The 25055-nt window shown below is 53.5% G+C and carries 25 protein-coding genes; 11 read left to right on the plus strand and 14 right to left on the minus strand.

Annotated features, from left to right (window positions below):
- Window positions 1–966: an ABC transporter ATP-binding protein gene (locus AC1W8Y_RS07685; RefSeq protein ID WP_482013888.1), complete on the plus strand. Its 966-nt coding sequence runs from the start codon at window positions 1–3 to the stop codon at window positions 964–966.
- Window positions 966–1994, plus strand: coding sequence for an ABC transporter ATP-binding protein (locus tag AC1W8Y_RS07690; RefSeq protein WP_482013889.1), 1029 nt, complete (start codon window positions 966–968; stop codon window positions 1992–1994). Before AC1W8Y_RS07685 ends, AC1W8Y_RS07690 begins: the two co-directional genes overlap by 1 nt.
- Window positions 1995–2010: 16 nt before the next feature.
- On the opposite strand, the gene AC1W8Y_RS07695 is transcribed toward AC1W8Y_RS07690, so the two are convergent.
- Window positions 2011–2577, minus strand: coding sequence for a hypothetical protein (locus tag AC1W8Y_RS07695; RefSeq protein WP_482013890.1), 567 nt, complete (start codon window positions 2575–2577; stop codon window positions 2011–2013).
- A gap of 97 nt (window positions 2578–2674) precedes the next feature.
- Between AC1W8Y_RS07695 and ettA the strand changes: the two genes are divergently transcribed.
- Together ettA and AC1W8Y_RS07705 are read left to right on the plus strand one after the other, a co-directional pair.
- Window positions 2675–4348, plus strand: a complete 1674-nt coding sequence (ettA, locus tag AC1W8Y_RS07700) for an energy-dependent translational throttle protein EttA (RefSeq protein WP_482013891.1) — start codon at window positions 2675–2677, stop codon at window positions 4346–4348.
- A 112-nt stretch (window positions 4349–4460) separates the two neighbouring features.
- Window positions 4461–4898 (plus strand): acyl-CoA thioesterase, encoded by a 438-nt coding sequence (locus AC1W8Y_RS07705; RefSeq protein ID WP_482013989.1) that lies wholly within the window; start codon window positions 4461–4463, stop codon window positions 4896–4898.
- 38 nt (window positions 4899–4936) lie between these two features.
- Here the strand turns inward: AC1W8Y_RS07705 and minE are convergent, their stop codons facing one another.
- The 4 genes from minE to AC1W8Y_RS07725 form a co-directional block, all read right to left on the minus strand.
- The gene (gene minE, locus AC1W8Y_RS07710; RefSeq protein ID WP_482013892.1) at window positions 4937–5194 is read right to left on the minus strand and encodes a cell division topological specificity factor MinE; all 258 of its coding nucleotides are present in this window, start codon (window positions 5192–5194) and stop codon (window positions 4937–4939) included.
- The gene (gene minD / locus AC1W8Y_RS07715) at window positions 5194–6009 is read right to left on the minus strand and encodes a septum site-determining protein MinD (RefSeq protein WP_482013893.1); all 816 of its coding nucleotides are present in this window, start codon (window positions 6007–6009) and stop codon (window positions 5194–5196) included. Before minD ends, minE begins: the two co-directional genes overlap by 1 nt.
- Before the next feature lie 74 nt (window positions 6010–6083).
- Window positions 6084–6893, minus strand: a complete 810-nt coding sequence (gene minC / locus AC1W8Y_RS07720) for a septum site-determining protein MinC (protein WP_482013894.1) — start codon at window positions 6891–6893, stop codon at window positions 6084–6086.
- Window positions 6890–8662 (minus strand): glutamine--tRNA ligase/YqeY domain fusion protein, encoded by a 1773-nt coding sequence (locus AC1W8Y_RS07725; RefSeq protein WP_482013895.1) that lies wholly within the window; start codon window positions 8660–8662, stop codon window positions 6890–6892. Before AC1W8Y_RS07725 ends, minC begins: the two co-directional genes overlap by 4 nt.
- 72 nt (window positions 8663–8734) lie before the next feature.
- Between AC1W8Y_RS07725 and AC1W8Y_RS07730 the strand changes: the two genes are divergently transcribed.
- Both AC1W8Y_RS07730 and AC1W8Y_RS07735 read left to right on the plus strand, forming a co-directional pair.
- Entirely contained in the window at window positions 8735–10015 is a 1281-nt protein-coding gene (locus AC1W8Y_RS07730; protein WP_482013896.1) for a cytochrome ubiquinol oxidase subunit I, read from the plus strand.
- Window positions 10012–11037 (plus strand): cytochrome d ubiquinol oxidase subunit II, encoded by a 1026-nt coding sequence (locus AC1W8Y_RS07735; protein WP_482013897.1) that lies wholly within the window; start codon window positions 10012–10014, stop codon window positions 11035–11037. Before AC1W8Y_RS07730 ends, AC1W8Y_RS07735 begins: the two co-directional genes overlap by 4 nt.
- Here the strand turns inward: AC1W8Y_RS07735 and AC1W8Y_RS07740 are convergent.
- Window positions 10994–12409, minus strand: coding sequence for an ATP-binding protein (locus AC1W8Y_RS07740; RefSeq protein ID WP_482013990.1), 1416 nt, complete (start codon window positions 12407–12409; stop codon window positions 10994–10996). The two genes, AC1W8Y_RS07735 and AC1W8Y_RS07740, sit on opposite strands and share 44 nt — an antisense overlap.
- The gene (locus AC1W8Y_RS07745) at window positions 12406–13104 is read right to left on the minus strand and encodes a response regulator (protein WP_482013898.1); all 699 of its coding nucleotides are present in this window, start codon (window positions 13102–13104) and stop codon (window positions 12406–12408) included. Before AC1W8Y_RS07745 ends, AC1W8Y_RS07740 begins: the two co-directional genes overlap by 4 nt.
- A gap of 123 nt (window positions 13105–13227) precedes the next feature.
- Here AC1W8Y_RS07745 and recQ point away from each other — a divergent pair, with 123 nt between their 5' ends.
- On the plus strand, window positions 13228–15057 hold the full coding sequence (gene recQ / locus AC1W8Y_RS07750) for a DNA helicase RecQ (protein ID WP_482013899.1): 1830 nt from the start codon (window positions 13228–13230) through the stop codon (window positions 15055–15057).
- A 16-nt stretch (window positions 15058–15073) separates the two neighbouring features.
- Here the strand turns inward: recQ and ruvB are convergent, their stop codons facing one another.
- On the minus strand, window positions 15074–16144 hold the full coding sequence (gene ruvB / locus AC1W8Y_RS07755) for a Holliday junction branch migration DNA helicase RuvB (protein WP_482013900.1): 1071 nt from the start codon (window positions 16142–16144) through the stop codon (window positions 15074–15076).
- 103 nt (window positions 16145–16247) lie between these two features.
- Between ruvB and AC1W8Y_RS07760 the strand changes: the two genes are divergently transcribed.
- Window positions 16248–17237, plus strand: a complete 990-nt coding sequence (locus AC1W8Y_RS07760) for a threo-3-hydroxy-L-aspartate ammonia-lyase (RefSeq protein WP_482013901.1) — start codon at window positions 16248–16250, stop codon at window positions 17235–17237.
- A gap of 30 nt (window positions 17238–17267) precedes the next feature.
- Window positions 17268–18179 (plus strand): complex I NDUFA9 subunit family protein, encoded by a 912-nt coding sequence (locus tag AC1W8Y_RS07765; RefSeq protein WP_482013902.1) that lies wholly within the window; start codon window positions 17268–17270, stop codon window positions 18177–18179.
- A gap of 40 nt (window positions 18180–18219) precedes the next feature.
- Here AC1W8Y_RS07765 and ruvA read toward each other — a convergent pair whose 3' ends face one another.
- The 6 genes from ruvA to AC1W8Y_RS07795 form a co-directional block, all read right to left on the minus strand.
- Complete coding sequence (gene ruvA, locus AC1W8Y_RS07770) at window positions 18220–18792, minus strand: Holliday junction branch migration protein RuvA (RefSeq protein ID WP_482013903.1); 573 nt, start codon at window positions 18790–18792, stop codon at window positions 18220–18222.
- 17 nt (window positions 18793–18809) lie between these two features.
- Complete coding sequence (gene ruvC, locus AC1W8Y_RS07775) at window positions 18810–19361, minus strand: crossover junction endodeoxyribonuclease RuvC (protein ID WP_482013904.1); 552 nt, start codon at window positions 19359–19361, stop codon at window positions 18810–18812.
- A 21-nt stretch (window positions 19362–19382) separates the two neighbouring features.
- Window positions 19383–20975, minus strand: a complete 1593-nt coding sequence (gene purH / locus AC1W8Y_RS07780; RefSeq protein WP_482013905.1) for a bifunctional phosphoribosylaminoimidazolecarboxamide formyltransferase/IMP cyclohydrolase — start codon at window positions 20973–20975, stop codon at window positions 19383–19385.
- 63 nt (window positions 20976–21038) lie between these two features.
- Window positions 21039–21278: a helix-turn-helix domain-containing protein gene (locus AC1W8Y_RS07785; protein WP_482013906.1), complete on the minus strand. Its 240-nt coding sequence runs from the start codon at window positions 21276–21278 to the stop codon at window positions 21039–21041.
- Between the two features lie 152 nt (window positions 21279–21430).
- Window positions 21431–22432 (minus strand): tRNA dihydrouridine synthase DusB, encoded by a 1002-nt coding sequence (gene dusB, locus AC1W8Y_RS07790; protein WP_482013907.1) that lies wholly within the window; start codon window positions 22430–22432, stop codon window positions 21431–21433.
- A 20-nt stretch (window positions 22433–22452) separates the two neighbouring features.
- Window positions 22453–23613 (minus strand): FAD-dependent monooxygenase, encoded by a 1161-nt coding sequence (locus tag AC1W8Y_RS07795; protein WP_482013908.1) that lies wholly within the window; start codon window positions 23611–23613, stop codon window positions 22453–22455.
- Window positions 23614–23716: 103 nt separating this feature from the next.
- On the opposite strand from AC1W8Y_RS07795, the gene AC1W8Y_RS07800 reads away from it, so the two are divergent.
- Together AC1W8Y_RS07800 and AC1W8Y_RS07805 are read left to right on the plus strand one after the other, a co-directional pair.
- Window positions 23717–24184 carry a TM2 domain-containing protein gene (locus AC1W8Y_RS07800; RefSeq protein WP_482013909.1) on the plus strand — a complete coding sequence of 156 codons (468 nt, stop codon included), beginning with the start codon at window positions 23717–23719 and terminating at the stop codon, window positions 24182–24184.
- Window positions 24185–24266: 82 nt separating this feature from the next.
- Window positions 24267–25043 (plus strand): cytochrome c oxidase assembly protein, encoded by a 777-nt coding sequence (locus tag AC1W8Y_RS07805; RefSeq protein WP_482013991.1) that lies wholly within the window; start codon window positions 24267–24269, stop codon window positions 25041–25043.
- The last annotated feature ends 12 nt before the right edge of the window (window positions 25044–25055 follow it).

Genomic DNA, 25055 nt, shown 5'->3' on the forward strand with positions numbered 1-25055 from the left:
ATGACGCCTGTGCTTGTGCTTCGCGAGTTGAGTGTTGAGTTTCCCACCAGAGAAAAGGCGCTCACGGCGTTGAATAAGGTCTCGCTCTCTATCGGGCAAGGGGAGGTCGTAGGTGTCGTGGGAGAATCGGGCGCCGGTAAATCGGTCATGGGCGGCGCCATCATTGGATTATTGGAAGCGCCAGGCAGGTTGGCGGGGGGCGAGGTTTGGCTCAATGGCCGCAGAATCGATCAATTCACAGAAGACCAAATGCGGTCAGTTCGTGGACGTGAAATTGGTTCTATTTTTCAAGACCCACTCACTGCCCTTGACCCGCTGTATACCATTGGCGATCAGCTCATTGAAACCATATTGACCCACCTCGGTCTGACATGGTCTCAGGCACGTGAACATGCCATCGCCTTACTCGAAGCGACCGGTATCCCGGCCGCCAGCGAGCGTCTTAATCAGTTTCCTCATCAGTTTTCAGGGGGCATGCGCCAACGAGTGGTCATCGCGCTGGCGTTGGCAGCACAACCCAAATTAATCATCGCCGACGAACTCACTACTGCGCTTGACGTGTCGATTCAGGCTCAAATCATCGCGATGTTGAAAAAGCTCTGCCGTGAACAAGGTACAGCAATGATGCTCATCACGCATGATATGGGGGTCATCGCGCAGATCGCTCACCGAGTTCTGGTCATGTATGCCGGACGAGTTGTCGAAGAAGGCAGCGTGTCCGATTTGATCAATGCGCCTCAACATCCATACACCGTGGGGCTCATGCAGTCGATACCTTCAACCCGGCATCAGGTGCATCGGTTGCGGCAAATTGATGGTGCGATGCCAAGATTGAACGCAATCCCCAACGGCTGTGCGTTTAATCCGAGGTGCACGAAAGCAATCAATGCCTGTCGAAGTTCGTCACCCGCTTTGTTTGTCACGCAACGCTCGCGCGCCGCTTGTTGGCTCGTGCAGGACGTCTGATGATGAAGACGTATTCGATCAGCAGGGCGCAGCGACATCCACTCGTTGAAGCGATGGAGGTGTCCTGCGAGTTTGACGTCTCCGCACCGTTGATCGAGCGACTGATCAGTCGAAAGCCACGGCAAACGCTGAAAGCAGTGAATGGCGTATCGTTCGAGATTCGCAGAGGCGAGACCATGGCACTGGTCGGTGAGTCGGGTTGTGGAAAGTCAACTCTGGCCCGATTGATGGTGGGTTTATATGCCTCGACCAGCGGTGATATCTATTTCGACCGGCATCCCATCGAGAAACTGCGCCAATCAGGGGGGCAGGCCCTTCGCAAACGATTGCAAATGATCTTTCAAGACCCCTATGCAAGCTTGAACCCGCGCTGGCGAGTTAAACGTATTATTGCCGAGCCGATGGTGGCCCATACCGAGATGGGGGCAGAAGAGAGGTCCAGGCGGGTCGACGATTTGTTGACACAAGTGGGGCTTCATCCGAGTGATAAAACTCGCTACCCCCATCAGTTTTCAGGTGGACAGCGCCAGAGAATATCGATTGCCCGAGCGCTGGCGGTCAACCCGGAGTTTCTCGTCTGTGATGAACCGACCTCGGCATTGGATGTCTCAGTTCAAGCCCAGGTGCTCAACCTCATGAAGGATTTGCAACAACGTTTCAATCTGACGTACTTGTTCATCTCGCATAACTTGGCAGTTGTGCGTCACATGGCGGATCGAATCAGTGTGATGTATTTGGGTCGAATTGTTGAAATTGCGCCGAGACAGCAATTATTCACTGACCCTTTGCATCCCTATACCCGGATGTTGATGGCTGCGATTCCCGATTTATCGGTTCAAGGCCAAGCACGCATTGCGGTTGAGGGTGATATCCCTAACCCGCTTCATCCCCCGACTGGTTGTACCTTTCATCCACGGTGTGCTTATGCCCGTGAAAAATGCAAAACCGAGGTTCCCGTCATGATCCGGCTAAAAGAAAGCCGCATTGCCTGCCATGCTTATTCGGATGGATGGTCGTTGGAAAGCTAACCCCGTGAGTCGATTGCTAGTGCAATGGGCCCTTAGGTCGAGCGTGGAGGGGGGGTTGAGACTCGTCCGGATCATGGTAGAGATCCTCATCTTCGGCGTCCTCTGCAATATCTTCGGCCAGTTCCAGATCTGGATCAGGCAAGGCTTCATCGGTTGTCTCGAAGGGCAACAATTCGGCAAGGTCGTTAGAAAAATCAAACTCGTCGCCATTTTCATCGAGCCGCACAAATCGCGCTTCAGGATCGTCGGTCATTTGAATCGACCATAAGTAGCGGCAATCATAGATATCGGTATCGAGATCCAAACCACCCCGTCCGCCTACAAAGCGAGCACCGGGGCCACCCATTTGCACATGCAAGGCCTTTTCATCAGGCTTTTCGTCCACCCCCAGAGGGATGGCGAAAATAACCCACTCGGCACCGTCGTCCATGCCGATCTCGGCGAGCACGGAGGTGCCCATATAGGCGCTCAGACCATCTGCGGTTTTGCCCAGCATGGCGAGTTCATCATCGGTAAAACTTAGGGCGAAATCGGCGTTAGTCATGAGCGTGGTACCCGAGCGTTGCGCCCTGCGTGGGCGCATGATGGTTGAGACCCCTATGATAGTCCTCTCTCATTTGAATGTCACAGACTAAGCTCTACAATGCTGCTCTCATTCTCATTTGCGTACTCATTTAAAAATGGCTCAATACGTCTACACCATGCATCGCGTTGGCAAAATCGTGCCACCCAAGCGTCAGATCCTGCGTGACATTTCTTTGTCATTCTTCCCCGGTGCCAAGATTGGCGTGCTCGGCCTGAACGGTTCGGGTAAATCGACGTTACTCAAAATCATGGCAGGCGTTGACAAAGAGATTGAGGGTGAGGCTGTCCCCATGCCAGGGTTAAATATTGGTTATCTTGAGCAAGAGCCAAAGCTCAACCCAGAGCATACGGTTCGTGAAGCCGTTGAAGAAGGTCTTGGCGCCGTTGTTGCGGCACGCAAACGGCTTGATGAAGTCTACGCGGCGTACGCTGAGCCAGATGCCGATTTTGACGCCTTGGCCGCTGAACAAGCCAATCTCGAGGCGATCATTTCAGCCTCTGCTTCCAGTGGCGCTGATGATACCAACACGCAAATGGAAATCGCGGCCGATGCCTTGCGTTTGCCACCCTGGGATGCCAATGTGGGCAAGTTGTCTGGTGGTGAAAAACGCCGGGTGGCTTTGTGCCGTTTGCTGTTATCCAAGCCCGACATGCTATTGCTTGATGAACCGACCAACCATCTTGATGCAGAGAGCGTTGAGTGGCTTGAGGTTTTTCTAAAAAAATTCCCTGGCACCGTTGTGGGTGTGACGCATGATCGCTATTTTCTGGATAACGCGGCTGAGTGGATTCTTGAACTGGATAGAGGGCACGGCATCCCCTGGAAGGGTAATTACAGCTCTTGGTTAGAGCAAAAAGATGAACGGCTAAAGCAAGAAGAGGCCACTGAATCTGCTCGCCAGAAGACCATTAAAAAAGAACTAGAGTGGGTGCGTCAAAATGCCAAAGGTCGGCAAGCCAAGGCTAAGGCACGCATGACCCGGTTTGAAGAGTTGTCTTCCCATGAATACCAGAAGCGCAATGAAACGTCAGAGATCTTCATTCCGGTGGCTGAGCGCCTGGGTAACGAAGTATTTGAGTTCAACAACGTCAGCAAGGCTTTTGGCGATCGATTGCTGATCGACAATTTGAGTTTCAGGGTGCCTCCTGGCGCCATCGTCGGCATCATTGGCCCCAATGGTGCTGGTAAGTCGACCTTGTTCAGGATGATTGCGGGTCAAGACACGCCTGACTCAGGTGAGGTCATCGTTGGCAAGACTGTCAACATTGCTTTTGTCGATCAGTCTCGCGATGCGCTGCCAGATGCCAAAACGGTGTTTGACACGATTTCTGACGGTGCAGATATGTTGACCGTAGGCAGATTTGAAATGCCAGCACGAGCTTACTTAGGCCGTTTTAATTTCAAAGGGGGCGATCAAAACAAAACCGTCGGTCAATTATCCGGGGGTGAGCGTGGTCGTTTGCATTTGGCCAAAACCTTGATCAAAGGCGGCAACGTCTTGCTGCTGGACGAGCCCTCAAACGACCTAGACGTTGAAACGTTGCGAGCGCTTGAGGATGCCCTGCTTGAGTTTGCCGGCAGTGTGATGGTGATCAGTCACGACCGTTGGTTTTTGGATCGTATTGCTACGCATATTCTGGCGTTTGAAGGCGATTCGCAGGTGGTCTTTTTTGACGGCAACTACCAAGAGTACGAGGCAGACAAAAAGCGTCGTCTGGGCGAGGCCGGTGCTGCCCCTAAACGCTTGCGCTACAAGGCGCTTCGCTAAATGCGTGGCAATCGTTGTGACCACCCAAGAGCGCCAAGGGATGCGCTGGCGGGTCTGCGCACCGATGCCAGTGCTTCTGTTTGCATCAACGACTAACCAAGCGATATCAGCCATGAGCCGAACACCGCCAGAAACACGTGATAAGTTTGCTCATTTCTGTGAGATCACCACTCGCTGGAAGGATAACGACGTTTACGGCCACGTGAATAACGTTGTTTATTACGCTTATTTTGATACCTGCGTGACGGGCTATTTAATCGCTGCAGGGGTGCTTGACCCGCAGCGCTCGCCGACTTTATGTTTGGTGGTAGAGACGCAATGCCGTTACCACCAGTCCGTTGCGTTTCCCGATATCGTGCATGTCGGTTTGCGAGTTGCCAAACTTGGCAATAGCAGCGTTCGCTATGAACTCGGCATTTTTAGAAACGACGAAGATATAGCGAGCGCAGAGGGACATTTCGTCCACGTTTACGCTGACCGTGAGACAAATCGGCCAGTGACCATCCCTGCTGAGGTTGTGCAGGCACTGACTAAATTGATCCGCCCGTAACGTTTAGCGGATCGTTGCAGTCTCCCCGCGGAGAACGGTTAGGCTTTTTGCGGGATCTCGATTTTCACTTCCAGCACTTCAAGGTCATCCTGTCTTTCAAGTAAAACCTTGATGTCTTCAGGATTGATATTGACGTACTTTGAAATCACCGCAATCAGTTCGCGTTGTAGCGCAGGCAGATAATCTGGAGATGTATTCGACGCACCTCGCTCGTGTGCCAGAATAATTTGAAGACGTTCTTTGGCGACGTTGGCCGAGGTCTTTCTCTGCCCAAGCAGCATAGACAAAAAGGACATTATTTGCCTCCGAATATACGCTTGAACAACCCTGGCTTCTCGTAATCGACAAAGCGCAATGGTCTTTCTTCACCCAAGTATCGAGCGACCACGTCGGTGTAAGCCTCTGATACCGCAGTCCCCTTGAGATGAATCGCTGGCAGGCCTTGGTTCGATGCTTGCAGCACGTCTTCAGACTCTGGGATGACGCCAATCAGTTTGATTCGCAAGATGTCTTCGATATCCTTCAACGACAACATTTCACCGTCTTCAACGCGCTTTGGGTTGTAACGTGTCAAAAGCAAATACTCTTTGATCGGCTCATCGCTTTCGATCGCCCGACGGGATTTCGAAGCCAAAATTCCTAAGATGCGATCAGAGTCACGCACAGAAGAAACTTCAGGATTGGTGACGACGATGGCATCGTCGGCAAAGTAGGCAGCTAATAAAGCACCGGTTTCGATCCCGGCGGGTGAGTCGCAGACGATGTAATCAAAGCCCATACCCTTGAGGTCATTGATCACTTTCTCAACCCCTTCTTTGGACAACGCATCTTTGTCACGCGTTTGTGACGCTGGCAACACAAAGAGGTTTTCGAGATTTTTGTCTTTGATCAGGGCTTGGTTGAGCGTCGCTTCGCCCGTAATGACATTCACAAAATCGTAAACCACGCGTCTTTCGCAACCCATGATCAGGTCGAGGTTGCGCAGACCGACGTCAAAATCAATCACCGCTGTTTTGAAGCCGCGTATCGCCAAACCTGAAGAAAAACTGGCACTGGTCGTGGTTTTGCCAACACCACCTTTGCCCGAAGTCACCACCACAATACGTGTCATGACGCTAAAACCCTATGTAAATAAAACAAATACAGTTGAAAATGAGCTAACTTTCGCGATACAGAGAGTGTATCTTAACGGTCAAGCGGTTTGATCGTCAGTGTTTGTCCGTCTAGAAAAACCATCACCGGTTGCTGATGGATATCGGCGGACAGCTTTGAATCAATGACTCTGTACACGCCAGCCACTGCCACGAGTTCAGGTTCGAACTTTGTTGTAAAGATCCGGGCGTTGGTATCGCCCAGCGCACCCGCCATCGCTTTGCCGCGCAGTGGCCCGTAAATATGGATATTGCCATCAGCGATGACTTCAGCCCCCTGGCTCACGAGCCCCATCACAATCAAATCCCGTTGCCTAGCGTATATCCGCTGCCCTGAACGCAGTGGTCCTTTAACGACCATGGTCTGAACAGCAGCGAGGGAGGGCGAGGTGGCAGCAGTAGCGACCGTCTCTGGTGGTGTGTTTTTGACCGCGTCCGGGTCAGTGGCAACGGCAACAGGGGGTTCGCTGAGTGCCGCGCTAGGCGCAGAGGTACTGCGTTCTGAGGCGCGTTGTTCTGCACTTGTTTTTAGTGGGCTGGCTGAGAGATCGACTGGCGTTAATCCTAGCTTTTTCGCGGTGTTCAGATGCTCGCCCGTGGCTGCCATGCCAATGACGGGCAATCGATGGGATTTCAGTGCAGTGAGTAGTTTTTTCCAATCCAGCTCAGTGGTGAGGTTGGTGGCGTCAATCACCACGGGCTCATCTTCAAAAAATGTACCAGATTCTTTCATTCGATCGCCCAGCAGTGAGATCAGGCTATCGGTGTCACCGTGATTCAGGACAAGCCGAATCGCGTAGAGTGTGGCACTCTTGAAATCCAGGGCAGGTATCTCGGTTGTCATGAATTGGCCCAAGTATCCTTCAGGGTCGTGGTTCGATTAAAGACCGGTAAAGCAGGGGTTGAATCCAAAAGATCAGGCGTGAAGTAACCAAGCCGCTCGAACTGCCAGAGCACGCCCGGCTCAGCCACGGTACCGGGCTCAAGCCAGCCGTGAACCACTTCCTTTGAGTTGGGATTCAAACACGTGAGAAAGTCACGATCGCCAGCATCGGGGTAGGGGACAGAAAACAAACGGTCATAAAGTCGGAATTCGGTGGCAATTGCCCCGGCCGTGCTGATCCACGTGATGGTCCCTTTGACTTTTACGCCGTTTGCCCCAGGTGTGCCGCTTTTGGTGTCAGGGTTGTATTCAGCATGTACTTCAGTGACTCGACCATTCTCGTCTTTGACGCAACCGGTACAAGTCACGATGTAACCATATTTCAGACGAACTGAGTTGCCAGGGAAGAGTCGAAAATATTTTGGTGGCGGGATTTCCGCAAAATCCTCTTCCTCTATCCACAATTCGCGTGTGAACGGAAACTCGCGTTGGCCGGCTGATTCGTCATGCGGATTGAGGGGGGCGTGACAAGGTTCGACTTTGTCTTGCGGGAAGTTCGTGATCACCAGCTTCAGTGGTTTCAGAATGGCAACTGATCGGCACGCAACCGGGTCTTGATCTTCACGAAGGGCTTGATCAAGCAACGCATAGTCAATCCGCGAGTTCGACTTTGACACCCCCGTTCGTTCACAAAACAAGCGTAAGGCAGAGGCGGTATAGCCGCGTCGGCGCAAACCCGCCAAAGTGGGCATGCGCGGATCATCCCATCCCTCGACATGATGCTCTTTCACCAACTGTAATAGTTTGCGCTTGCTCGTGACGATGTAGCTCATATTTAAGCGCGCGAACTCGTATTGATGGGGTAGCGCTGGCGCAAGATGACCTTGATCGCGAAGCCGTTCGAGTGTCCAGTCGTAAAAGGGTCGTTGGTCTTCAAACTCAAGCGTGCAAATGCTGTGCGTGATGCCTTCGAGTGCATCTTCAATCGGATGCGCAAAAGCGTACATGGGATAAACGCACCACTTGTTTCCCGTCCGGTGATGATCGGCATGCCGAATGCGGTAAATAACAGGGTCACGCAAATTGATATTGGGCGAGGCCATGTCAATGCGAGCTCTAACGGCCATGCTACCGTCGGGGTGAGCGCCTGCCCGCATTTCATCAAATAAACGCTCGGATTCGGTAACCGGGCGATCTCGCCAGGGAGAGTTCTTGCCTGGTTCAGTCAGTGTGCCCCGCATCATGCGCATTTCTTCAGGACTTTGTTGGTCGACGTATGCCAAGCCCGCGCTGATCAGCGAGCGAGCGAACGTGAACATCAAATCAAAATAATCACTGGCAAAATAGAGATGTGCTTTGCCATCCGTTTGCCAGTCAAAACCGAGCCATTTGACAGCGTCCATGATGGCGTCGACATACTCTTGGTCTTCTTTCTCTGGATTGGTGTCATCAAAGCGCAAATGGCAGATGCCACCATAGTCTCGTGCTAGCCCAAAGTTCAAGCAAATACTTTTGGCGTGGCCAATGTGCAAATAGCCGTTGGGTTCGGGGGGAAAGCGTGTTCTGATTCGGGCAGGATCTAACGTGGCAGACGCCAGTTGCTCAGCCGTTGCAGGCGCATCTGCCCAGCGTTTTTGGGCAAAGCGGCCTGTCGCAAGGTCATTCTCGATGATGTTGCGCAAAAAGTTCGTCGTAACAGCAGAGGCGGGTGGCACGAAATCGGACATCATACAGTTGTGTTGGTTACTCTTGGCTTGCAAAAGACACATTTTGCCACGTTGCCGACTACACTAGTAACGACTATGGAAATTTCTGGACTCTGGATGGCGCGGGCGCAATTTGCCCTCAGCCTGAACTTTCTCGTTTTGTTCTCAGCGCTGGCCACCGCGTTGGGATGGGTGCTTTGCTTCATGCGCTGGCGATCCATCCGGAACCCGCAAGGGGGGTGGCAGGCTGCCTATCGCTTCTGGGCGAGAATCTTCGCCTTGACGCTGATCATGGCCATGGCGTGTGCGGTGCCGTTTGTGTTTGAGCTCGGCATCTTATGGCCAAGTTTGCTTGAACGTGTTGGCAACGTGGCGGGTCCCATCCTGGCCGCCAGTATTGTGACCTTCTTCATCATCAAATCCGTCTTTCTGGGGGTTATGCTGTTTGGGCAGAAGCGGGCCTCTGAGGCCGGTCATTTATTCAGTGTGTTGATGGTCGCCTTGGGCTTAAGCGGCACCATCGTGATGGGCCTGGTGTTGCAATCCTGGACACACACACCAGATGGTGCCACCTTGATTGATGGCCGCTATCAGGTGTTTGATTGGGTCGAAGTGGTCTTCAACACATCATCAGGTTGGCAGGTGTTGATGTTTTTTTCAGGGGCCGCTTTGGCGACCGCGTTTTTATTGATTGGTGTATCGGCCTGGCAGGCCTATCGTCGGCCCCTCGAGGACGGTGAGCGAACCACATTCACCACCGCCTACTGGTTAGCCATGATCAGTTTTGTCGTCCTTGTTTTTGCCGCCAATGGGATTGAAGCTCTCTTTGCCAAGTATCGGCCTGCCGCGGCAGCGGCGGTGATGGGGGTGTGGGACGACCAAGTGCCCAATAGCACGCAGCTGAGCTCGCGGTGGCTTGGTCGAAATGCAGACGGCACCCTAAGGGGCATTGAAGCAACGGAGGGTCAATCACCACCCGTTGGCGTTCTATATTGGTTCTCTCGGTTCGCGCTGTGCTGTTTTGCCATGATTGCCATGGTCTTGCTTGGTTTAACGTGGTTTCGCCGCAGCAAGGGGCCTGATCCTGCCAGCTATCCTCCTCTGTTGCTTAAATCCGCGTTCTGGGCTGCTTGGGCTGGCGTTGGACTTTTACTGGCCCTCTGGAACCTGATTGAGGTGAGTCGTTTTCCCTACCTGGTTTGGGGCACGCTATCGCAGGTTGATTTGGTAACGAGCACAGAGCCCTTGACGCTTGCGACTGGCTGCTTGGCTCTGCTGCTTTGTTATGGGGTGTTATTGGTTGGTTTTGTCAGCATGCTCAAGCACGCCGCTCGTTTTGGCGTGGTTCCCATTCGTAAGCCCGGGGTGAGAACATGATTTCGACGCTCGCCGCTGCGATGGGCATGGCACCGGGGGACTCCGCTTTCTGGATGCCTCTGCTCTTGATGGGTCTGCTTTTTTTGTTGACCTTGGGTGGTGTCCTGTTTGACGGTTTTGACATTGGCCTGGGGTTGTTGCTCGGGGTGGCCCCTGCTGCTGAACGGGCCCGGATGATGGTGATATTGAGCCCGTGGCGAGATGCGAACGAAGTTTGGTTGATTCTGGCCCTAGGATTGTTTTTGGCGGCGTTTCCGTTGGGGTGGTCAGCGGTGCTGTCCCACTTGTATACCCCCCTCATGTTCACGATGCTAGGGACGAGTCTGCGCAGCGTCGCGTTTGAATTCCGTCTGCGTGCACCCGCCGAACGACGAATGACCTGGGTAAGGCGATTCTGGTTCGGCTCTTTGTTAACCGCGATCGGGCACGGCCTTTTATTGGCTGCGGTGGTGACAGGCTATCAGCAAGATAATGATTCAACGTGGTTTAGTTTGTTTGTTGCAGCGTGCACGGTCGCCGGTTATGCCTTACTGGGGGCTTGCTGGATGGTCATGCGCCTACAGGGCGAGCTGCAACAGCGGGCTGCTGCGTGGGCGAGACATGCGATCCGATGGGCCGCGGCAGGGATGGTCGCCGTGGCTGTGGCGTTAGGTCTGGCCAATCCTGCTATTTTTTACAAATGGAGCAACCCGACTCGACTGTTTTTGGCGATGCCGGTCTGGTTGCTCATGCTCAGTTGTTTCGTTGGGATTGACATGGGATTGCTTCGAGCGATCAAAATGAAGTATCAACCGCTTGCCTGGATACCCTTCGCGCTGTGTGTGTTGCTATTTGTTTTGTTGCTGAGTGGTCTGGCTTACAGTATGTTCCCGTTTGTGATTCTCGATAACATGACAATCTGGGACGCGGCCGCGGCGGTTGGATCACTCAAATTGATTCTGATGATCACGATCATTGCAGTACCGATTATGCTACTTTTCAATTTGATGGGCTATCGATCGCTATTTGGCCGGGCACCATAAGCGGCAGGCTCACTTGAACCTCCAGGCCGCCCGTTGCACTTTGACCGAGCGTCAGGGTACCTGCGTGGGCTCTCGTGATCATCACGGCCAAGGCTAAGCCCAGTCCCACATTACCAGTTCGGGTGCGTGCCGGATCAAGACGCGTGAATGGCTCGATGGCCTCTTGATGTTTAGCTGCTGGTATCCCCTCACCATGATCACTGACCCGAATGACCGCACAGTCTGTCTGCGAAACTAACGAGACGTAAACAGGAGGACGGCCGTGGTGCAAGCCATTATCAATCAGATTGTCCAGTAGGCGCGACAACGCTAAGCTGTCTCCCATGACTGAACCGCTGAACGGTTTCCCGATCAACACAACATCACTTCCCGCGCTTTGCCAGTTGCTGATTCTCTCGCTGATCCAAAGATCCAGGGGGATTGGCTCGCGCTCATAGGCCGTCGCGTCTGTTCCTCGCAGGTATTGGATAAACTGGTTGGCAATGCGTTGCATATCTTCTAAATCGTTTGTGATGCCTTCTTTCAAGACTTCGTCATCCGATATCGCAATGCGCAACCCCATGCGGGTCATCGGTCCCTTAAGGTCGTGCGGTAGACCAGCGAGTAAAGTTCTTTTGATGGATTCGGAGGCATCTAGTGCATCCAGCATGCCGTTGAAACGCTCGCCTAAGACGCGTGTTTCTCGAGGACCGGTTGGGATGACGCGGCTAGGACGCCCTGACGCGAGTTGATCTGTTGCGTCCATCAGTGCCGTAATCGGTCGCGTGATGTGCCAGGAGAACCACAACGCGACAAGGGTTAGCAGGATGAGCTCGGTTAGCCACAGGGTGATCAAGCGAATATGAACCGGTGGATCGATTAAGTGTATGGGGATCACGAGCCAATCTCGGTTGATCGGGTGATTACTCAACGCCTGTTGATTTTTGATCGATACAAAGAGTTTGGCGTCTGATCCGTGTGACCACGCGACACGAGTCCCCTTGCTTAGTTCGGCTTGCAACTTGATCACCAGTTCTCTCAAGCTAAGTCGCACATTGTCAATAGCCTCAGTTGGCTCGTCAAGCAGATCGGTTTGGTTGTGGCGCTGCAACCGCGCTTCGGCTGGCAATCGCCCACTGATGATTTGCCACTGGCCGCCAGAGGCGCGTTCAACGAATTCAATTCGCCTGTCACTGGGCAGTTCTTCAATGGCAGCTTGAATCGTATGAATCGTAGTTGATAGCAGTTGCATGGCAACGCTGCTGGTGTGGTCACGCCGATATAAATATAACCAGAACGTGGTGGCAGCTTGCATCGCAAGAGCCGTCAGTAATACCAGCAAAATCAATCTGCTGCGCAAAGAAAGCATGAACAAACGATGCCAGTACTTCATGGCGAAAATCGGTACCCAGTGCCCCAGACGGTCTGAATCCATCGTGGTTGTTTCGGGTCGATTTCAATGACACGGCGTAGACGCAAAATCGCAATATCGATGGCCCTGTCATTGCGCTCACCGCCTTCATCATCACGCGCTAGTAGCAATAATTTTTCGCGAGACAAGGCTTTGCCAGCATTTTTTATCAAGGCTTCGAGCAAATTGATTTCACCGCCTGTCAGCTTGACAATTTCGTCACCCCGCGTCAATTGACGCGTGGCGTAATCAAACAAAAACCCGCCAAAACTGACGGGATCGTATTGATGGATGGCAGAAGGGCCCTGCTTACGTCTGAGAACCGCGTGGATACGAGCGAGCAATTCTTGGGGGTCAAATGGTTTGCCCAGATAATCATCGGCACCGGCTCTGAGGCCTAAAATCTTCTCATGGGTGGCATCTTTGGCCGTCAATAGAATGATCGGGATATCCTCGCCTTTATCGCGTAGGCTCTTGCACGCCGCAAGACCGTCGATACCAGGCATCATCCGGTCGAGCACGATCAGCGCTGGGGCAAAACGACCGATTTTTGCCTCGAGATCAGTTGCATCGGGTGCAATCAGGGTATCGAAGCCTTGTTTGTTGAGATAATCAGCCAGCAATTGGCGCAGGGCAGGGTCATCATCTACAACTAAGAGTTTTATTGGTGCTTCCATAGTTGAGCATCTTACTGAATTTTTTTGCGAGCTAAGCAAACTTTTTTACCTTGTCTAGACCGTTGCGAGCGGCCAGCGGCATAAACTAGCGGCTCTTTACCATTTTTAGCAGGTTTTACTCGAATGTCAGAACACCGCGCGCTTGACGTCTTGCAGCGCGTCTTCGGTTATGAATCCTTTCGTGGCGAGCAAGCCGCGATCATTGATCACGTGGTAAGCGGGGGCGATGCCCTTGTGTTGATGCCAACCGGTGGCGGTAAATCTCTTTGTTATCAAATACCTGCGCTCGTTAGATCAGGTGTGGGGGTGGTTCTTTCGCCGTTAATCGCATTGATGCAGGATCAGGTCGACGCGCTGACAGAACTCGGGGTTCGTGCCGCGTTTCTCAATTCAACGCAGGATTGGCAAAGCGCAAGGCAAGTTGAACAGGCCTTTTTGAATGGCGAGATTGATTTGCTTTATGTGGCCCCTGAGCGCTTGCTCACCGATCGTTGCTTGGATTTGCTCTCGCGGGGGACGATCGCCCTGTTTGCCATTGACGAGGCGCATTGCGTGTCTCAATGGGGTCACGACTTTCGTCCCGAGTACCTTGGCTTGTCGATCCTGCATGAACGCTGGCCTCTGGTTCCTCGGGTGGCGTTGACGGCGACGGCGACCGAATTCACTCGTCGTGAAATTGCGCAGCGTCTGGCGCTTGATGAAGCAGAGCATTTTGTCTCGAGTTTCGATCGACCCAATATTCGCTATCAAATCGTCGAGAAGCAAGATGCCCGCAAGCAGCTGTTGCACTTGATTCAACAAGAACACGCAGGGGATGCGGGCATCGTTTACTGCCTGTCGAGAAACAAGGTTGAAGAAACGGCCGAGTTTTTGTGTGCCCATGGCATCACAGCGCTCGCTTATCATGCCGGCCTGAGCACAGCGCTGAGGTCGCAGAACCAATCTCGATTTTTGCGGGAAGACGGGATCGTGATGGTCGCCACGATTGCCTTTGGCATGGGGATTGATAAACCCGATGTGAGGTTTGTTGCTCACGTGGATATGCCTAAATCCATCGAGGGCTATTACCAAGAGACCGGGCGTGCGGGGCGTGACGGGCAGAGCGCTTCTGCTTGGCTGGCTTACGGGTTGCAGGATGTGGTGCAGCAACGTCGGATGATCGACGAATCAACGGGCGACGAGGTATTCAAGCGTCGATTAGGGCAACAACTTGATGCGATGTTGAGTCTTTGCGAAGCGATCGGGTGTCGCCGTCAACGACTGTTGCAATACTTTGGCCAAACGATCGATTTTTGCGGTAATTGTGATAATTGTCTGACCCCACCCGACGCCTGGGACGGGACGGTTGCCGCGCAAAAATTGTTGTCTGCTGTTTTCAGGTTGATGAATGAACGTCATCAACGTTACGGGGCAGGGCATCTTATTGACATCCTGCGAGGCAAGCAGACGCCAAGAGTCATCGAACAAGATCATGCCTCTCTGTCGGTATTCGGGATTGGTCAAGACATGTCAGAGCAGCACTGGCGCAGTGTGTTGAGGCAATTGCTAGCGCAAGGTTTTTTAATGGTCGACCACGAAGGTTATGGCACGCTCGCGCTCACTGATGCAGCAAGGCGAGTGCTCAAAGGTGAACAGACGCTACTTTTGCGCCGAGAGACTGTTCGGTCAAGCAAAAGCAGCACCCCCCGAGCAAAGCCTGTCCATGCAGATTTACCCAATCGGGCGATCGCTTTGTATGAGCGCTTGCGTCAATGGCGCGCTGAGATTGCTCGTAGTCATGGCGTACCAGCTTATGTGATCTTTCACGACGCAACCTTGCGTGAGATAGCCATTGCCCGTCCTGTTGACTTGACGGCGCTATCGCACATCACTGGGGTTGGCGCCCGAAAGCTGGAGTCTTACGGTCAAATGTTGCTTGGTTGCATTGCCAGCGAAACAGCTGACGAGGCCTGAGCGACTGAACGTGGCATTAGATTGGTAACGACGGCTGTTCCCCTGCCCGTCCGGCAGGGGGAGTCAGGCCGAGGTGACGCCACGTACTCAATGTCGCCATCCGGCCTCGGTTCGTGCGCTGTAAATAACCATGCTGGATCAAATACGGTTCAATCACGTCTTCGATGGTGTCACGAGCCTCACCAATGGCAGCGGCCAAGCTGTCAACACCCACTGGCCCACCGTCGAATTTGTGAACGATGGCTTCAAGTAATTTACGATCCATCAGGTCAAGCCCCTGCGGATCGACCTCGAGCATGACGAGCGCGCGTGCAGCGATGTCATTGTCAATGGTGCCATCGGACTTGACTTGGGCATAGTCCCTCACCCGTCGCAAGAGGCGATTCGCGATGCGAGGGGTGCCTCGCGCTCGTTTGGCAATTTCACTGGCCCCTTCGGGCGTGATGGGGGCTTGTAGCAGGCTGGCGCTACGTGTGACGATCCGTGTCAATTCTTCAGGGGAATAAAACTCGAGTCTCGAGACGATGCCAAAGCGGTCTCTGAGCGGATTGGTCAGCATCCCTGCTCGGGTGGTTGCACCCACGAGCGTAAAGGGTTGCAAATCAAGCTTCACGCTGCGTGCGGCGGGCCCCTCGCCGATCAAAATATCAATCTGAAAGTCTTCTAACGCAGGGTAGAGGATTTCTTCGACCACGGGTGAGAGGCGATGGATTTCGTCAATAAAAAGCACATCGTTGCGCTCAAGGTTGGTCAGCAACGCAGCCAGATCGCCTGGTCGTTCGAGGACGGGCCCTGAGGTCTGGCGTAAATTGACGCCCATTTCGTACGCCACAATGTGCGCCAGCGTTGTCTTACCCAGCCCGGGCGGGCCAAACAACAAGACGTGGTCGAGTGATTCGTTGCGGTGGCGGGCGGCAGAAATAAAAATCTCAAGCTGTTCGCGCACTCTCTGCTGACCAACGTATTCTTGCAGAGCCCGCGGGCGCAATGCTCGTTCGATTGACTCTTCTTGAGGGGTCAACGTTTGTGGTGCCACAATCCGACTGTTGTCAGGGTGCGAAGACAGCGAATCTGATTGTATTGCCATGAAAAATAGAACCTCGGTTCAATACGGTCCGGCAGAGGGCGAACCCCAAGCTTAATTTGTTTGCGCGTGCAAGAATCGTACACTATCCCACTGATCCCATTTAATGCTTGAGGAAACCATGCCACTGATTTTGCCGACCTTCGACGATGTTGTTAAAGCTGCCGCCATTCTGGAAGGGGTTGCCCACCGCACCCCAGTGATGACGTCGCGAACTGCAGACAATCAAACGGGGGCAAAGATTTTTTTTAAAGCTGAAAATTATCAGCGGATGGGGGCGTTCAAGTTTCGGGGAGGGTATAACGCGATTGCCAACTTGACAAGCGAACAGCGTGCCAAAGGTGTGTTGACTTACTCATCGGGCAACCACGCACAAGCCATTGCCCTGTCGGGTCAATTGCTCGGGGTGAAAACGACCATTGTCATGCCTGAAGATGCACCTGCCGCTAAAAAGGCGGCGACCATCGCTTATGGCGCCACGGTCGTCACCTATGATCGTTATACGCAAAACCGCGATGACATTGCGCATGAAATGCAGAAAAAAACGGGGATGACAATTATCCCGCCTTATGACCACTTGCATGTCATTGCTGGCCAAGGCACGGCAGCCAAAGAACTGATCGAAGATGTTGGTGAATTGGATTATTTACTCGTGTGCGTCGGTGGTGGTGGACTTTTGTCCGGTTGTGCACTTTCAGCCCGCGCGTTAAGCCCGCAATGCAAGATTTATGGGGTTGAACCAGAAGCGGGTAACGATGGGCAGCGGTCTTTCCGGCAAGGCGAGGTGGTGACAATCCCGGCGCCACGGTCGATTGCTGACGGTGCTTTGACGACTTACCTTGGGCAATTGACGTTCGGTGTGATTAAAGAGAAGGTGACTGACATGCTCACGGTCAGTGATGCACAATTGATCGAGACGATGCGTTTTTTTGGCGAAAGAATGAAGATGGTGGTCGAGCCGACGGGTTGCTTGGCTGCTGCAGCAATCATGCACGGGGCACTTAAAGTCCCGGCGGGCTCAAAGGTTGGTGTTATTCTAAGCGGCGGTAATGTCGATTTAAATGCTTATGCGGGTTTTCTGTCACAGGCGTCCTAGATAGAGCCGGTAAGCCTGAAGGGGTAGCAAATGCGCGTGCTTGTCATTGGTGGGACCGGGTTTATTGGTCGACAGTTGGTGGGCCGCTTGGTCGCTGATGGTCATTCGGTTCACGTTCCGACGCGGCGTTATGCGCAAGGCCGCCATTTGCTTGTCTACCCGACTGCGACCGTATTAGAAGCCAATATTCAAGACGACAAGGTGTTACTGGGCTTGATCCAAAGCTGTGATGCCGTGATCAACCTTGTCGGTATTCTTCACAGTCGATCCGGCAAGCCTTATGGGGCAGATTTTGATGCTGTGCATGTTCAATTGCCGCGACGCATTGCGCTGGCTTGCCAACAGGCGAACGTGAAACGCTTGGTTCATGTGAGCGCGCTGGGGGCTAGCCCGACCGGGCCAAGTGGCTATCTGCGATCAAAGGCGGCTGGCGAAAAGGCCATCATGGAAGTCTTCGCGGGTTGGCCAGAAGGTCACTGGACCATCATGCGTCCCTCTGTCGTGTTTGGCGAGGGGGATCAATTCATGAACATGTTTGCAACGCTGGCCAAATGGTTTCCAGCATTACCATTAGCAGGCTCAGCGGCTCGTTTGCAACCTGTTTACGTTGATGATGTTGCTCAGGCAATAGCCAATGTTTTGCAAAACCCTCACACCTTTGGTCAATGTTATGACTTGGCTGGCCCACAGGTTTACACCTTGGGTGAGTTGGTGAGCCTTGCTGCCACATGGAGCCTCCACCCTCGGGTGGTCATCCCCATGCCTTTGTTTATCGGTCGCTTGCAGGCGTTTTTCTTCGAATGCTTACCTGGCCCACCCCTGATGTCGCGCGATAACTTAGATTCTTTAAGGGTGGACAATATCAGCAAAGATGGCATGGATCCGTTGCTCGGGGTTGTCGCCACGCCGTTAGAGTCGGTCGCACCGAATTATTTGAAGTAAAGCGCCAACGCGGGGATTCGCGATAGGCGAGACCCCTGGTTTAACGAGCCATGCCTTTGAGTGCGAGGCGGATACCATCAGAGACGCTGACGTCCTCTGGAAGATGCTTGGTGGCTAGCAGTGCTTCTTTCTCAGAATAGCCCAAGGCGGTTAAGGCGTGCAGGATATCCGTCTGTTGGCCTACGACGGCGGTGACCCCTGCCCCAAGATCAGCGCCTAGCTTGCCTTTCATTTCGAGCAACAATCTCTCTGCCGTTTTTTTACCTATCCCCGGCACCCGTATCAAGGGCGCGGTGTCTTGCCTGGTGATTGCCTGTGCGAGTTCTGCTGAGGTCATCCCGGATAAGACCGCGAGCGCTGTCCTCGCCCCAATGCCTGTGACTTTGGTAATTTCCCGAAAGGTTTGACGCTCTTGCGCACTAGAGAACCCAAACAATAGATGAGCGTCCTCGCGAACCACGAGATGCGTCAACAAGGTCACTTTCTGTCCGAGTTCGGGCAAGGCATAAAAAGTCGTCATTGAGACATCCAGTTCATATCCCACGCCGCCGACGTCCAACCCTACTTTTGGGGGTAACTTCTCGTACAAAGTGCCTGTCAGACGTCCAATCATGGTGTATCCCTGTGGCGTTAGCCCAGCATCCGGCCGGCGCGAACTTTGGTTCTACCGCGCGAAGTGCGGGCTTGGTAATTCAGTTCAGCAATTTTTTCAGAAATCGGTGCGAGGTGGGCATGGCAAATGGCACAAGCCAAGGCATCGGCTGAGTCTGGTGCAGGCACCCCATCGAGGTGAAGCAACCGCTGCACCATCATTTGCACTTGCTCTTTGGCAGCTCGCCCGGCGCCGACAACAGATTTTTTAATTTGTAACGCAGTGTATTCATGAACAGCTAAGCCACGGTCTGCCAAAGCACAGAGCGCCGCGCCTCGCGCTTGCCCCAGCAATAGGGTCGTTGCGGGATTCGTGTTCATGAAGACGATCTCCATGGCCGATACATCTGGATCGTGCTGCTGGGCAACCTCGCGCAGATTGTCCAGAATCACTTTCAGCCGCAGCGGTAAAGCAATATCACTCGGTACAACGATGGTGCCGCTGGCCACATAGGTGAGCTTGGGGCCGCGCACATCAATCACGCCAAATCCTGTGCGTCGCAGACCAGGATCAACCCCCAATATTCGCATCAGCTTGGTATCAGTGTCGAGTTAATGACGGAAGTGTCGCATACCAGTCAATACCATGACGACGTCGTGCTCATTGGCCGCAGCAATGACCTCGTCGTCGCGCATGCTCCCACCTGGCTGAATCACGCAGTTGGCGCCAGCATTTACCACCACATCTAAGCCGTCACGGAAAGGAAAGAAGGCGTCGGATGCGACTGCAGACCCCTGCAGCGTTAACCCCGCGCTTTCAGCTTTGATCGATGCGATACGGGCTGAGTCAACTCTGCTCATTTGACCAGCACCCACGCCAAGTGTCATACCGCCACCCACGAAAACGATGGCATTGGATTTCACAAATTTGGCGACCTTCCAGGCGAACAGCAAATCTTGCATCTGTGCCGCTGTCGGTTGGCGTTTTGATGCGATGACCAACCCTGAGGCTTCAACGGTCGCCGCGTCGGGTGTTTGCACCAACCAGCCGCCGCCGACGCGTTTGACATCAATGTCGTTTTGCCCGTCACCCATGGGGACAGTCAGTACGCGCACGTTCTTTTTGGCAGACAACATTGCCAGCGCCTCGTCGTCATACCCGGGCGCCAACAAGACTTCGAGAAATTGACCACTCACTGCAGCCGCCGTTGCAGCATCGACCACCCGGTTAAACGCAATGATGCCGCCGAACGCTGAGGTGGGATCCGTTTTGAGGGCCTTGGCATAAGCCTCCATCGGTGATGAAGCAATCGCAACACCGCAAGGGTTAGCATGTTTGACAATGACACAAGCCGGTACGTCAAAACTTCGAACACAATCCCAAGCCGCATCCGAGTCTGCAATGTTGTTGAACGAGAGCTCTTTACCTTGTAATTGCTTGAAATTAGCTAACAGACCCTGGGGACAGAAGGGATCCACGTAGAACGAGGCTATTTGCTGAGCGTTTTCGCCGTAGCGCAAGACTTGTTGCTGGTAGACCTGCAGGGTTAGCACATTTGGCCAAGTATGACGCTGGGGTGGCAAATCTTGGGCTGGCTCTGCCTCGGCGAGGCTGCTCATGTAAGCGGCGATCGCCCCGTCGTAAGCACTGGTATGCGCATACACTTTGGCGGCGAGCGACAAACGAAGACCAAAGGTGGTGCCGCCAGTAGGCCCATCCATTTCCTTGAGAACGGTTGGGTAGTCGGCTGGGTCAATCACGACCGTCACGCCACCGTCAGGCGTGCCGTGATTTTTAGCCGCTGCGCGAAGCATGGCTGGCCCCCCGATATCGATATTCTCGACCGCATCTGCGAAGCTGCAGTCGACCTGACTGACAGTTTCTCTGAACGGATAAAGATTGACGACCAGCAAATCGATTGCGTCGATGTTGTGCGCTTTAATCGTGCGCAAATGCTCGGCACTATCGCGTCTGGCAAGCAGACCACCGTGAATTTTTGGATGCAGTGTTTTGACGCGACCGTCCAAAATTTCGGGCGAGCCCGTATGGTTGGCAACTTCGGTGACTGCTAGGCCAGCGTCGGCCAACAATTTGGCGGTGCCCCCGGTGGACAGTAGTCGAACACCTCTTTGGGCGAGCTCTTTGGCGAAATCAACGATACCGGTTTTGTCGGAGACGGAAATCAGAGCAGTTTGGATTTTCATGGGTCAGGACTGGGTGCTAAGTTTAAATAATGTCGGTGGGCAGCCGTATGACTGGTCTTTGGGTTACAGCAAACCGTGGGCAATGAGCTTTTTTCGAAGCGTTGAACGAGTAATACTAAGCATGTCGGCCGCACGGGATTGGTTGCCTTCTGCTCTGAGCATGACGACTTCGAGCAAGGGCTTTTCTACACAAGTGATCACCATGTCGTACATATTGACTGGGTCAGCGTCATCTAGATCAATCAGATATTGATTCAAATGCGCTCTGACGCTATCAGCGAGGTTGTTCTTCTTTTTTATCATGAATCGTCAGTAGCGGCGTGTGAAATGAGGTCGTACTTATGGCGGTGAATGTCATTATCCCCAATATCTGGGATGCCCATCGTGCATGTAGCTGTCTATTCGCAAAGAACGAATAGTTTATTCGGATAGTTTCAATCGTGTTTGGCGTTTTCTCATGTTGTGATGGTTTTCTGCTGGGCGCTTTCTTGTTGTATAAGCCATTGTTGCAAAACCCGATGCTGATCCACCGTCGAATCGATTAAGTTGATTTGATCGACGATTGGTTTTGCGTTGGGTAGGTTGCTCAGGTACCAGCCAATATGTTTGCGTGCGGTTCGAACACCGGTTCGCTCGCCATAGAAACGGTAATGATCATCCAGGTGATTCAGCAGCAGATCGGTGATTTCGGGCCAGCTGGGCCCAGCGAGTGTTTCACCCGTGGCTAAGTAATGCGCGACTTCTCTGAACAGCCAAGGCTTGCCCAGCGCGGCCCTGCCAATCATGACGGCATCTGCACCCGTGTAGTCGAGCACGTCACGGGCTTTCTGTGGGCTGTCGATATCGCCGTTCGCAATCACGGGGATAGAAATCTCGGCTTTGACGGCTTTGATGGTGTCATACTCAGCTTGTCCCTCGTACATATCAGCTCGGGTTCGGCCGTGCAGCGTTAGGGCGCTGATGCCGCAGTCTTGGGCAAGTCTCGCGATGATGAGTGCATTGCGTTCGTCACGACTCCAGCCTGTTCGTGTTTTTAAGGTGACAGGGATACCGAGGGGGTGGCATGCAGCAACGACCGTTTCGAGAATTTTCGCCACGAGATGCTCATGTCGAAGCAGCGCAGAGCCTGAGGCAACGTTGCACACTTTTTTAACGGGACATCCCATGTTGATGTCGATGATTTTGGCACCCTTGCCGATATTGAAGACAGCGGCTTGCGCCATCATGCCGGGGTCTGCGCCGGCGATCTGCACCGAAATGGGTTCGCTTTCGCCGTCGTGATTCAGGCGGCGTGACGATTTGACGCTCGCCCATAACTGAGGGTTGCTCGCCGCCATCTCGGACACTGCGTAGCCTGCCCCGAGACGCTTGCAAAGTTGACGGTAGGGCCGGTCGGTGACCCCAGCCATCGGGGCCGCGAAGACGTTATTGGCAAGAGACCATTGACCGATCTGCATCGTGTGCATTACCTGGCAGCTTAGAGCCTGAGGCCCTGCAACAGATGTCTCGCTAACGGCTTTCGGATCGACGGCAACACATCAAGCGCGAGCAAACCCAAGCCAGCCAAGTGATGGGGCCAGGGGTTTTGCGTCGCAAAAAATCGTGACATGGTGTCTGTCATGCGCACGGTCAAGTTGCGGTCTACCTTTCTGTCTTGTTCGAATTGAGCTAAGGCTGTCGCAAAGGACGTGGCCGATCCACTCAACCAACCGGCCAAATAGCGAGCCAGCACGGCGGCATCCCTTAGACCCAAATTTAGCCCTTGGCCTGCAACGGGATGCATCGTTTGTGCGGCATTGCCCACGACCACACAGCGTCCGTCAACCAACCGCTGTTTCATGTTCAAGGTCAACGGAAAAACGCTGACGGGTGCCTCTACGCGCAAGAGCCCAAGTCTGGATCCGAAGGTCTGCGTCAGCGCTTGCGAAAAATGTTCAGCGCTTTGGCCTTTTAATTCAGCTGCCCGTTCGGGAGAACAACACCAGACCACGGCTTGCTGCTCAGGGGAGTGGGGGTGAGGTAATACGGCCAGGGGCCCCTCATTGGTGAAGCGCTCGAAAGCCCATCCTTTTCTGGGCTGACTCGCGCGCGCATAGGCGATGATGGCTGCCTGCGAGTAATGGCGCGTCACATCGGCTTGCGCAATCCCGTCTGCTTGTATTGCGAGTTGCGTGCGAAGCGATTGGTTTCCGTAGGTAATGTCCACACCGTCTTGGTCTTGCTGCACCACATGGCCCGCGTGGCCTCGCAGCAGGTGGACACCACTGGCTTTGACGGCTTGCCCCAACGCTGCGTGCAAACCCGCATAGCTCACCACACAGCCCAATTGTGCGACGTCGAAATCTGCTCGATCAATCAGGGTACGGCCAAAGAAACCTTGTTGAGAGACATGAATATGTTCGATGGCAACCGAGTCGGTACACCATGCACGAAGGGATTCAAGTAACACTTTGCTGCCGTGGTTGATCGCCAATACCCGTGGGTCATTGGCCGGGTCGATCCCATAGTGTGTGATCGCATCGGCTTGAATCAGGGTAATTTGTTCAGGAGATCGACATACTTTTGCAAGCATGAGCGCGAGCGCACTGCCGGTGGGCCCCCCGCCAATAATCGTTACCTGAGCGTTTTTAATATCCATGCTTGTATTTTAGTCTGTGTTACCCACTTGGCTGGGACATGCTGCCTTCACGCACCCCGACGACACACTACAATCATGGCAATTCATAGACTCTTGAAGCAATATGTCTAACATCCGATCCGAGCACGTTTCCACCACGACGACGCAGCCCTTTCGCCACAAGGTGACGGTGGGTTTACTGGCCGCGCTGCTGGGGTGTGTCGGTGCGCATTGGTGGTACCTAAAACGTCCTTATGCCTGGCTGGTCACAGTGGTCGCGCTGGCATTGATGGTGGTCGCGGGCGTGCAGCCACGGTGGTATGAAAATCCCGCGTTCTTTTTGTTGTTCATCCCCACGCTTGATGGCTTTATTGAAGCGGTTGTCTGGTGCCTCATGAGCGATGAACGGTTTGATGCAAAGTTCAATGCCGGTCTTGTGCGCGAACAGCCTAGTCGCTGGGGGCCCGTACTCGTGGCTGCCTTTACACTATTAATTGGCACCGTGTTGCTGATGTTTGGTATTGCGATGATTGTGATCTACGTCTGGGATATGCTCGGGTGGTTGGACGGTTTCAATCTGAACCCTGATTAACGTCGTCGCATTCTCGTAAGGGCTTCGCTTGAAAAATTTTCTGGGTTGGCTTGTCCCCTGGGAGTTCTCACCGACGCTGGTGATGCTGTTTATCGTCAGCGCATTGCTGTTCATTCGCGGGGCTCGCGTCCATCGTGTCAGCACCGCGCGTCAAGCTTTCTTCTGGGTCGGTTGGACGGCCCTTTATCTCTCGTTACACACGATGCTCGATTATTATGCCGAGCGGATGTTTTTCATGCATCGCGTGCAACATCTGGTCTTGCATCACGCCGGCCCTTTGTTGATCATGGCTGCCTATCCTGGGTCTGTGTTGCGGTCAGGTCTGCCGCTCGCGTGGCGGGTCAGGTTAAGTCGCTTTAACCAGTTACGGGTGGGGTGTTTGATGTCTGGTCTGTTGACCAATCCTATCCTTATTCCGACCTTGTTTGTTTTGTTGGTCGTGATCTGGCTGGTGCCTTCAGTACAGTTTTTTTCGATGCTGGATTGGCGCTTGTATCGCCTGATGAATTGGTCAGTGGTGATCACCGGGTTTTTGTACTGGAACCTCATTCTGGATCGCAGGCCGTGTCCACCCGCTGCGATGTCACCAGGCGGGCGCGTCATTTCACCCATTTTGACGATGGCCCCCCAAATGGTTGCTGGCGCGGTTATCGCGTTCACCGAACGAGACCTTTATCCTCTGTTTGATTTATGTGGCCGAGCAATCGCCATGACGGCCCAGACCGATCAAATGATTGGTGGCTTGACCATGTGGATCCCAGCCGCGATGACAGAGGTCATCGGGCTCATGGTGGCTTTGCGCAATTTGATGACATTGTCTGCCAAGTTGCGCTGGGGTGTTAAAAACAAAAGCCCCTGAAGCCGGGGCGAG

Source organism: Jezberella sp., assembly GCF_964834465.1.

Bases quoted from the DNA above. Each gene is read 5' to 3' on its own strand.
- ettA (WP_482013891.1), top strand. From the start codon at position 2,675: ATGGCTCAATACGTCTACACCATGCATCGCGTTGGCAAAATCGTGCCA.
- AC1W8Y_RS07745 (WP_482013898.1), bottom strand. From the start codon at position 13,104: ATGGAAGCACCAATAAAACTCTTAGTTGTAGATGATGACCCTGCCCTG.
- minC (WP_482013894.1), bottom strand. From the start codon at position 6,893: ATGACAACCGAGATACCTGCCCTGGATTTCAAGAGTGCCACACTCTAC.
- AC1W8Y_RS07730 (WP_482013896.1), top strand. From the start codon at position 8,735: ATGGAAATTTCTGGACTCTGGATGGCGCGGGCGCAATTTGCCCTCAGC.
- minE (WP_482013892.1), bottom strand. From the start codon at position 5,194: ATGTCCTTTTTGTCTATGCTGCTTGGGCAGAGAAAGACCTCGGCCAAC.
- ruvB (WP_482013900.1), bottom strand. From the start codon at position 16,144: ATGGCAATACAATCAGATTCGCTGTCTTCGCACCCTGACAACAGTCGG.
- AC1W8Y_RS07805 (WP_482013991.1), top strand. From the start codon at position 24,267: ATGCTGTTTATCGTCAGCGCATTGCTGTTCATTCGCGGGGCTCGCGTC.
- AC1W8Y_RS07685 (WP_482013888.1), top strand. From the start codon at position 1: ATGACGCCTGTGCTTGTGCTTCGCGAGTTGAGTGTTGAGTTTCCCACC.
- dusB (WP_482013907.1), bottom strand. From the start codon at position 22,432: ATGCAGATCGGTCAATGGTCTCTTGCCAATAACGTCTTCGCGGCCCCG.
- AC1W8Y_RS07760 (WP_482013901.1), top strand. From the start codon at position 16,248: ATGCTTGAGGAAACCATGCCACTGATTTTGCCGACCTTCGACGATGTT.
- AC1W8Y_RS07695 (WP_482013890.1), bottom strand. From the start codon at position 2,577: ATGCGCCCACGCAGGGCGCAACGCTCGGGTACCACGCTCATGACTAAC.
- AC1W8Y_RS07725 (WP_482013895.1), bottom strand. From the start codon at position 8,662: ATGATGTCCGATTTCGTGCCACCCGCCTCTGCTGTTACGACGAACTTT.
- ruvC (WP_482013904.1), bottom strand. From the start codon at position 19,361: ATGCGAATATTGGGGGTTGATCCTGGTCTGCGACGCACAGGATTTGGC.
- minD (WP_482013893.1), bottom strand. From the start codon at position 6,009: ATGACACGTATTGTGGTGGTGACTTCGGGCAAAGGTGGTGTTGGCAAA.
- AC1W8Y_RS07690 (WP_482013889.1), top strand. From the start codon at position 966: ATGATGAAGACGTATTCGATCAGCAGGGCGCAGCGACATCCACTCGTT.
- AC1W8Y_RS07795 (WP_482013908.1), bottom strand. From the start codon at position 23,613: ATGGATATTAAAAACGCTCAGGTAACGATTATTGGCGGGGGGCCCACC.
- purH (WP_482013905.1), bottom strand. From the start codon at position 20,975: ATGAAAATCCAAACTGCTCTGATTTCCGTCTCCGACAAAACCGGTATC.
- AC1W8Y_RS07765 (WP_482013902.1), top strand. From the start codon at position 17,268: ATGCGCGTGCTTGTCATTGGTGGGACCGGGTTTATTGGTCGACAGTTG.
- AC1W8Y_RS07740 (WP_482013990.1), bottom strand. From the start codon at position 12,409: ATGAAGTACTGGCATCGTTTGTTCATGCTTTCTTTGCGCAGCAGATTG.
- AC1W8Y_RS07800 (WP_482013909.1), top strand. From the start codon at position 23,717: ATGTCTAACATCCGATCCGAGCACGTTTCCACCACGACGACGCAGCCC.
- AC1W8Y_RS07705 (WP_482013989.1), top strand. From the start codon at position 4,461: ATGAGCCGAACACCGCCAGAAACACGTGATAAGTTTGCTCATTTCTGT.
- AC1W8Y_RS07735 (WP_482013897.1), top strand. From the start codon at position 10,012: ATGATTTCGACGCTCGCCGCTGCGATGGGCATGGCACCGGGGGACTCC.
- recQ (WP_482013899.1), top strand. From the start codon at position 13,228: ATGTCAGAACACCGCGCGCTTGACGTCTTGCAGCGCGTCTTCGGTTAT.
- AC1W8Y_RS07785 (WP_482013906.1), bottom strand. From the start codon at position 21,278: ATGATAAAAAAGAAGAACAACCTCGCTGATAGCGTCAGAGCGCATTTG.
- ruvA (WP_482013903.1), bottom strand. From the start codon at position 18,792: ATGATTGGACGTCTGACAGGCACTTTGTACGAGAAGTTACCCCCAAAA.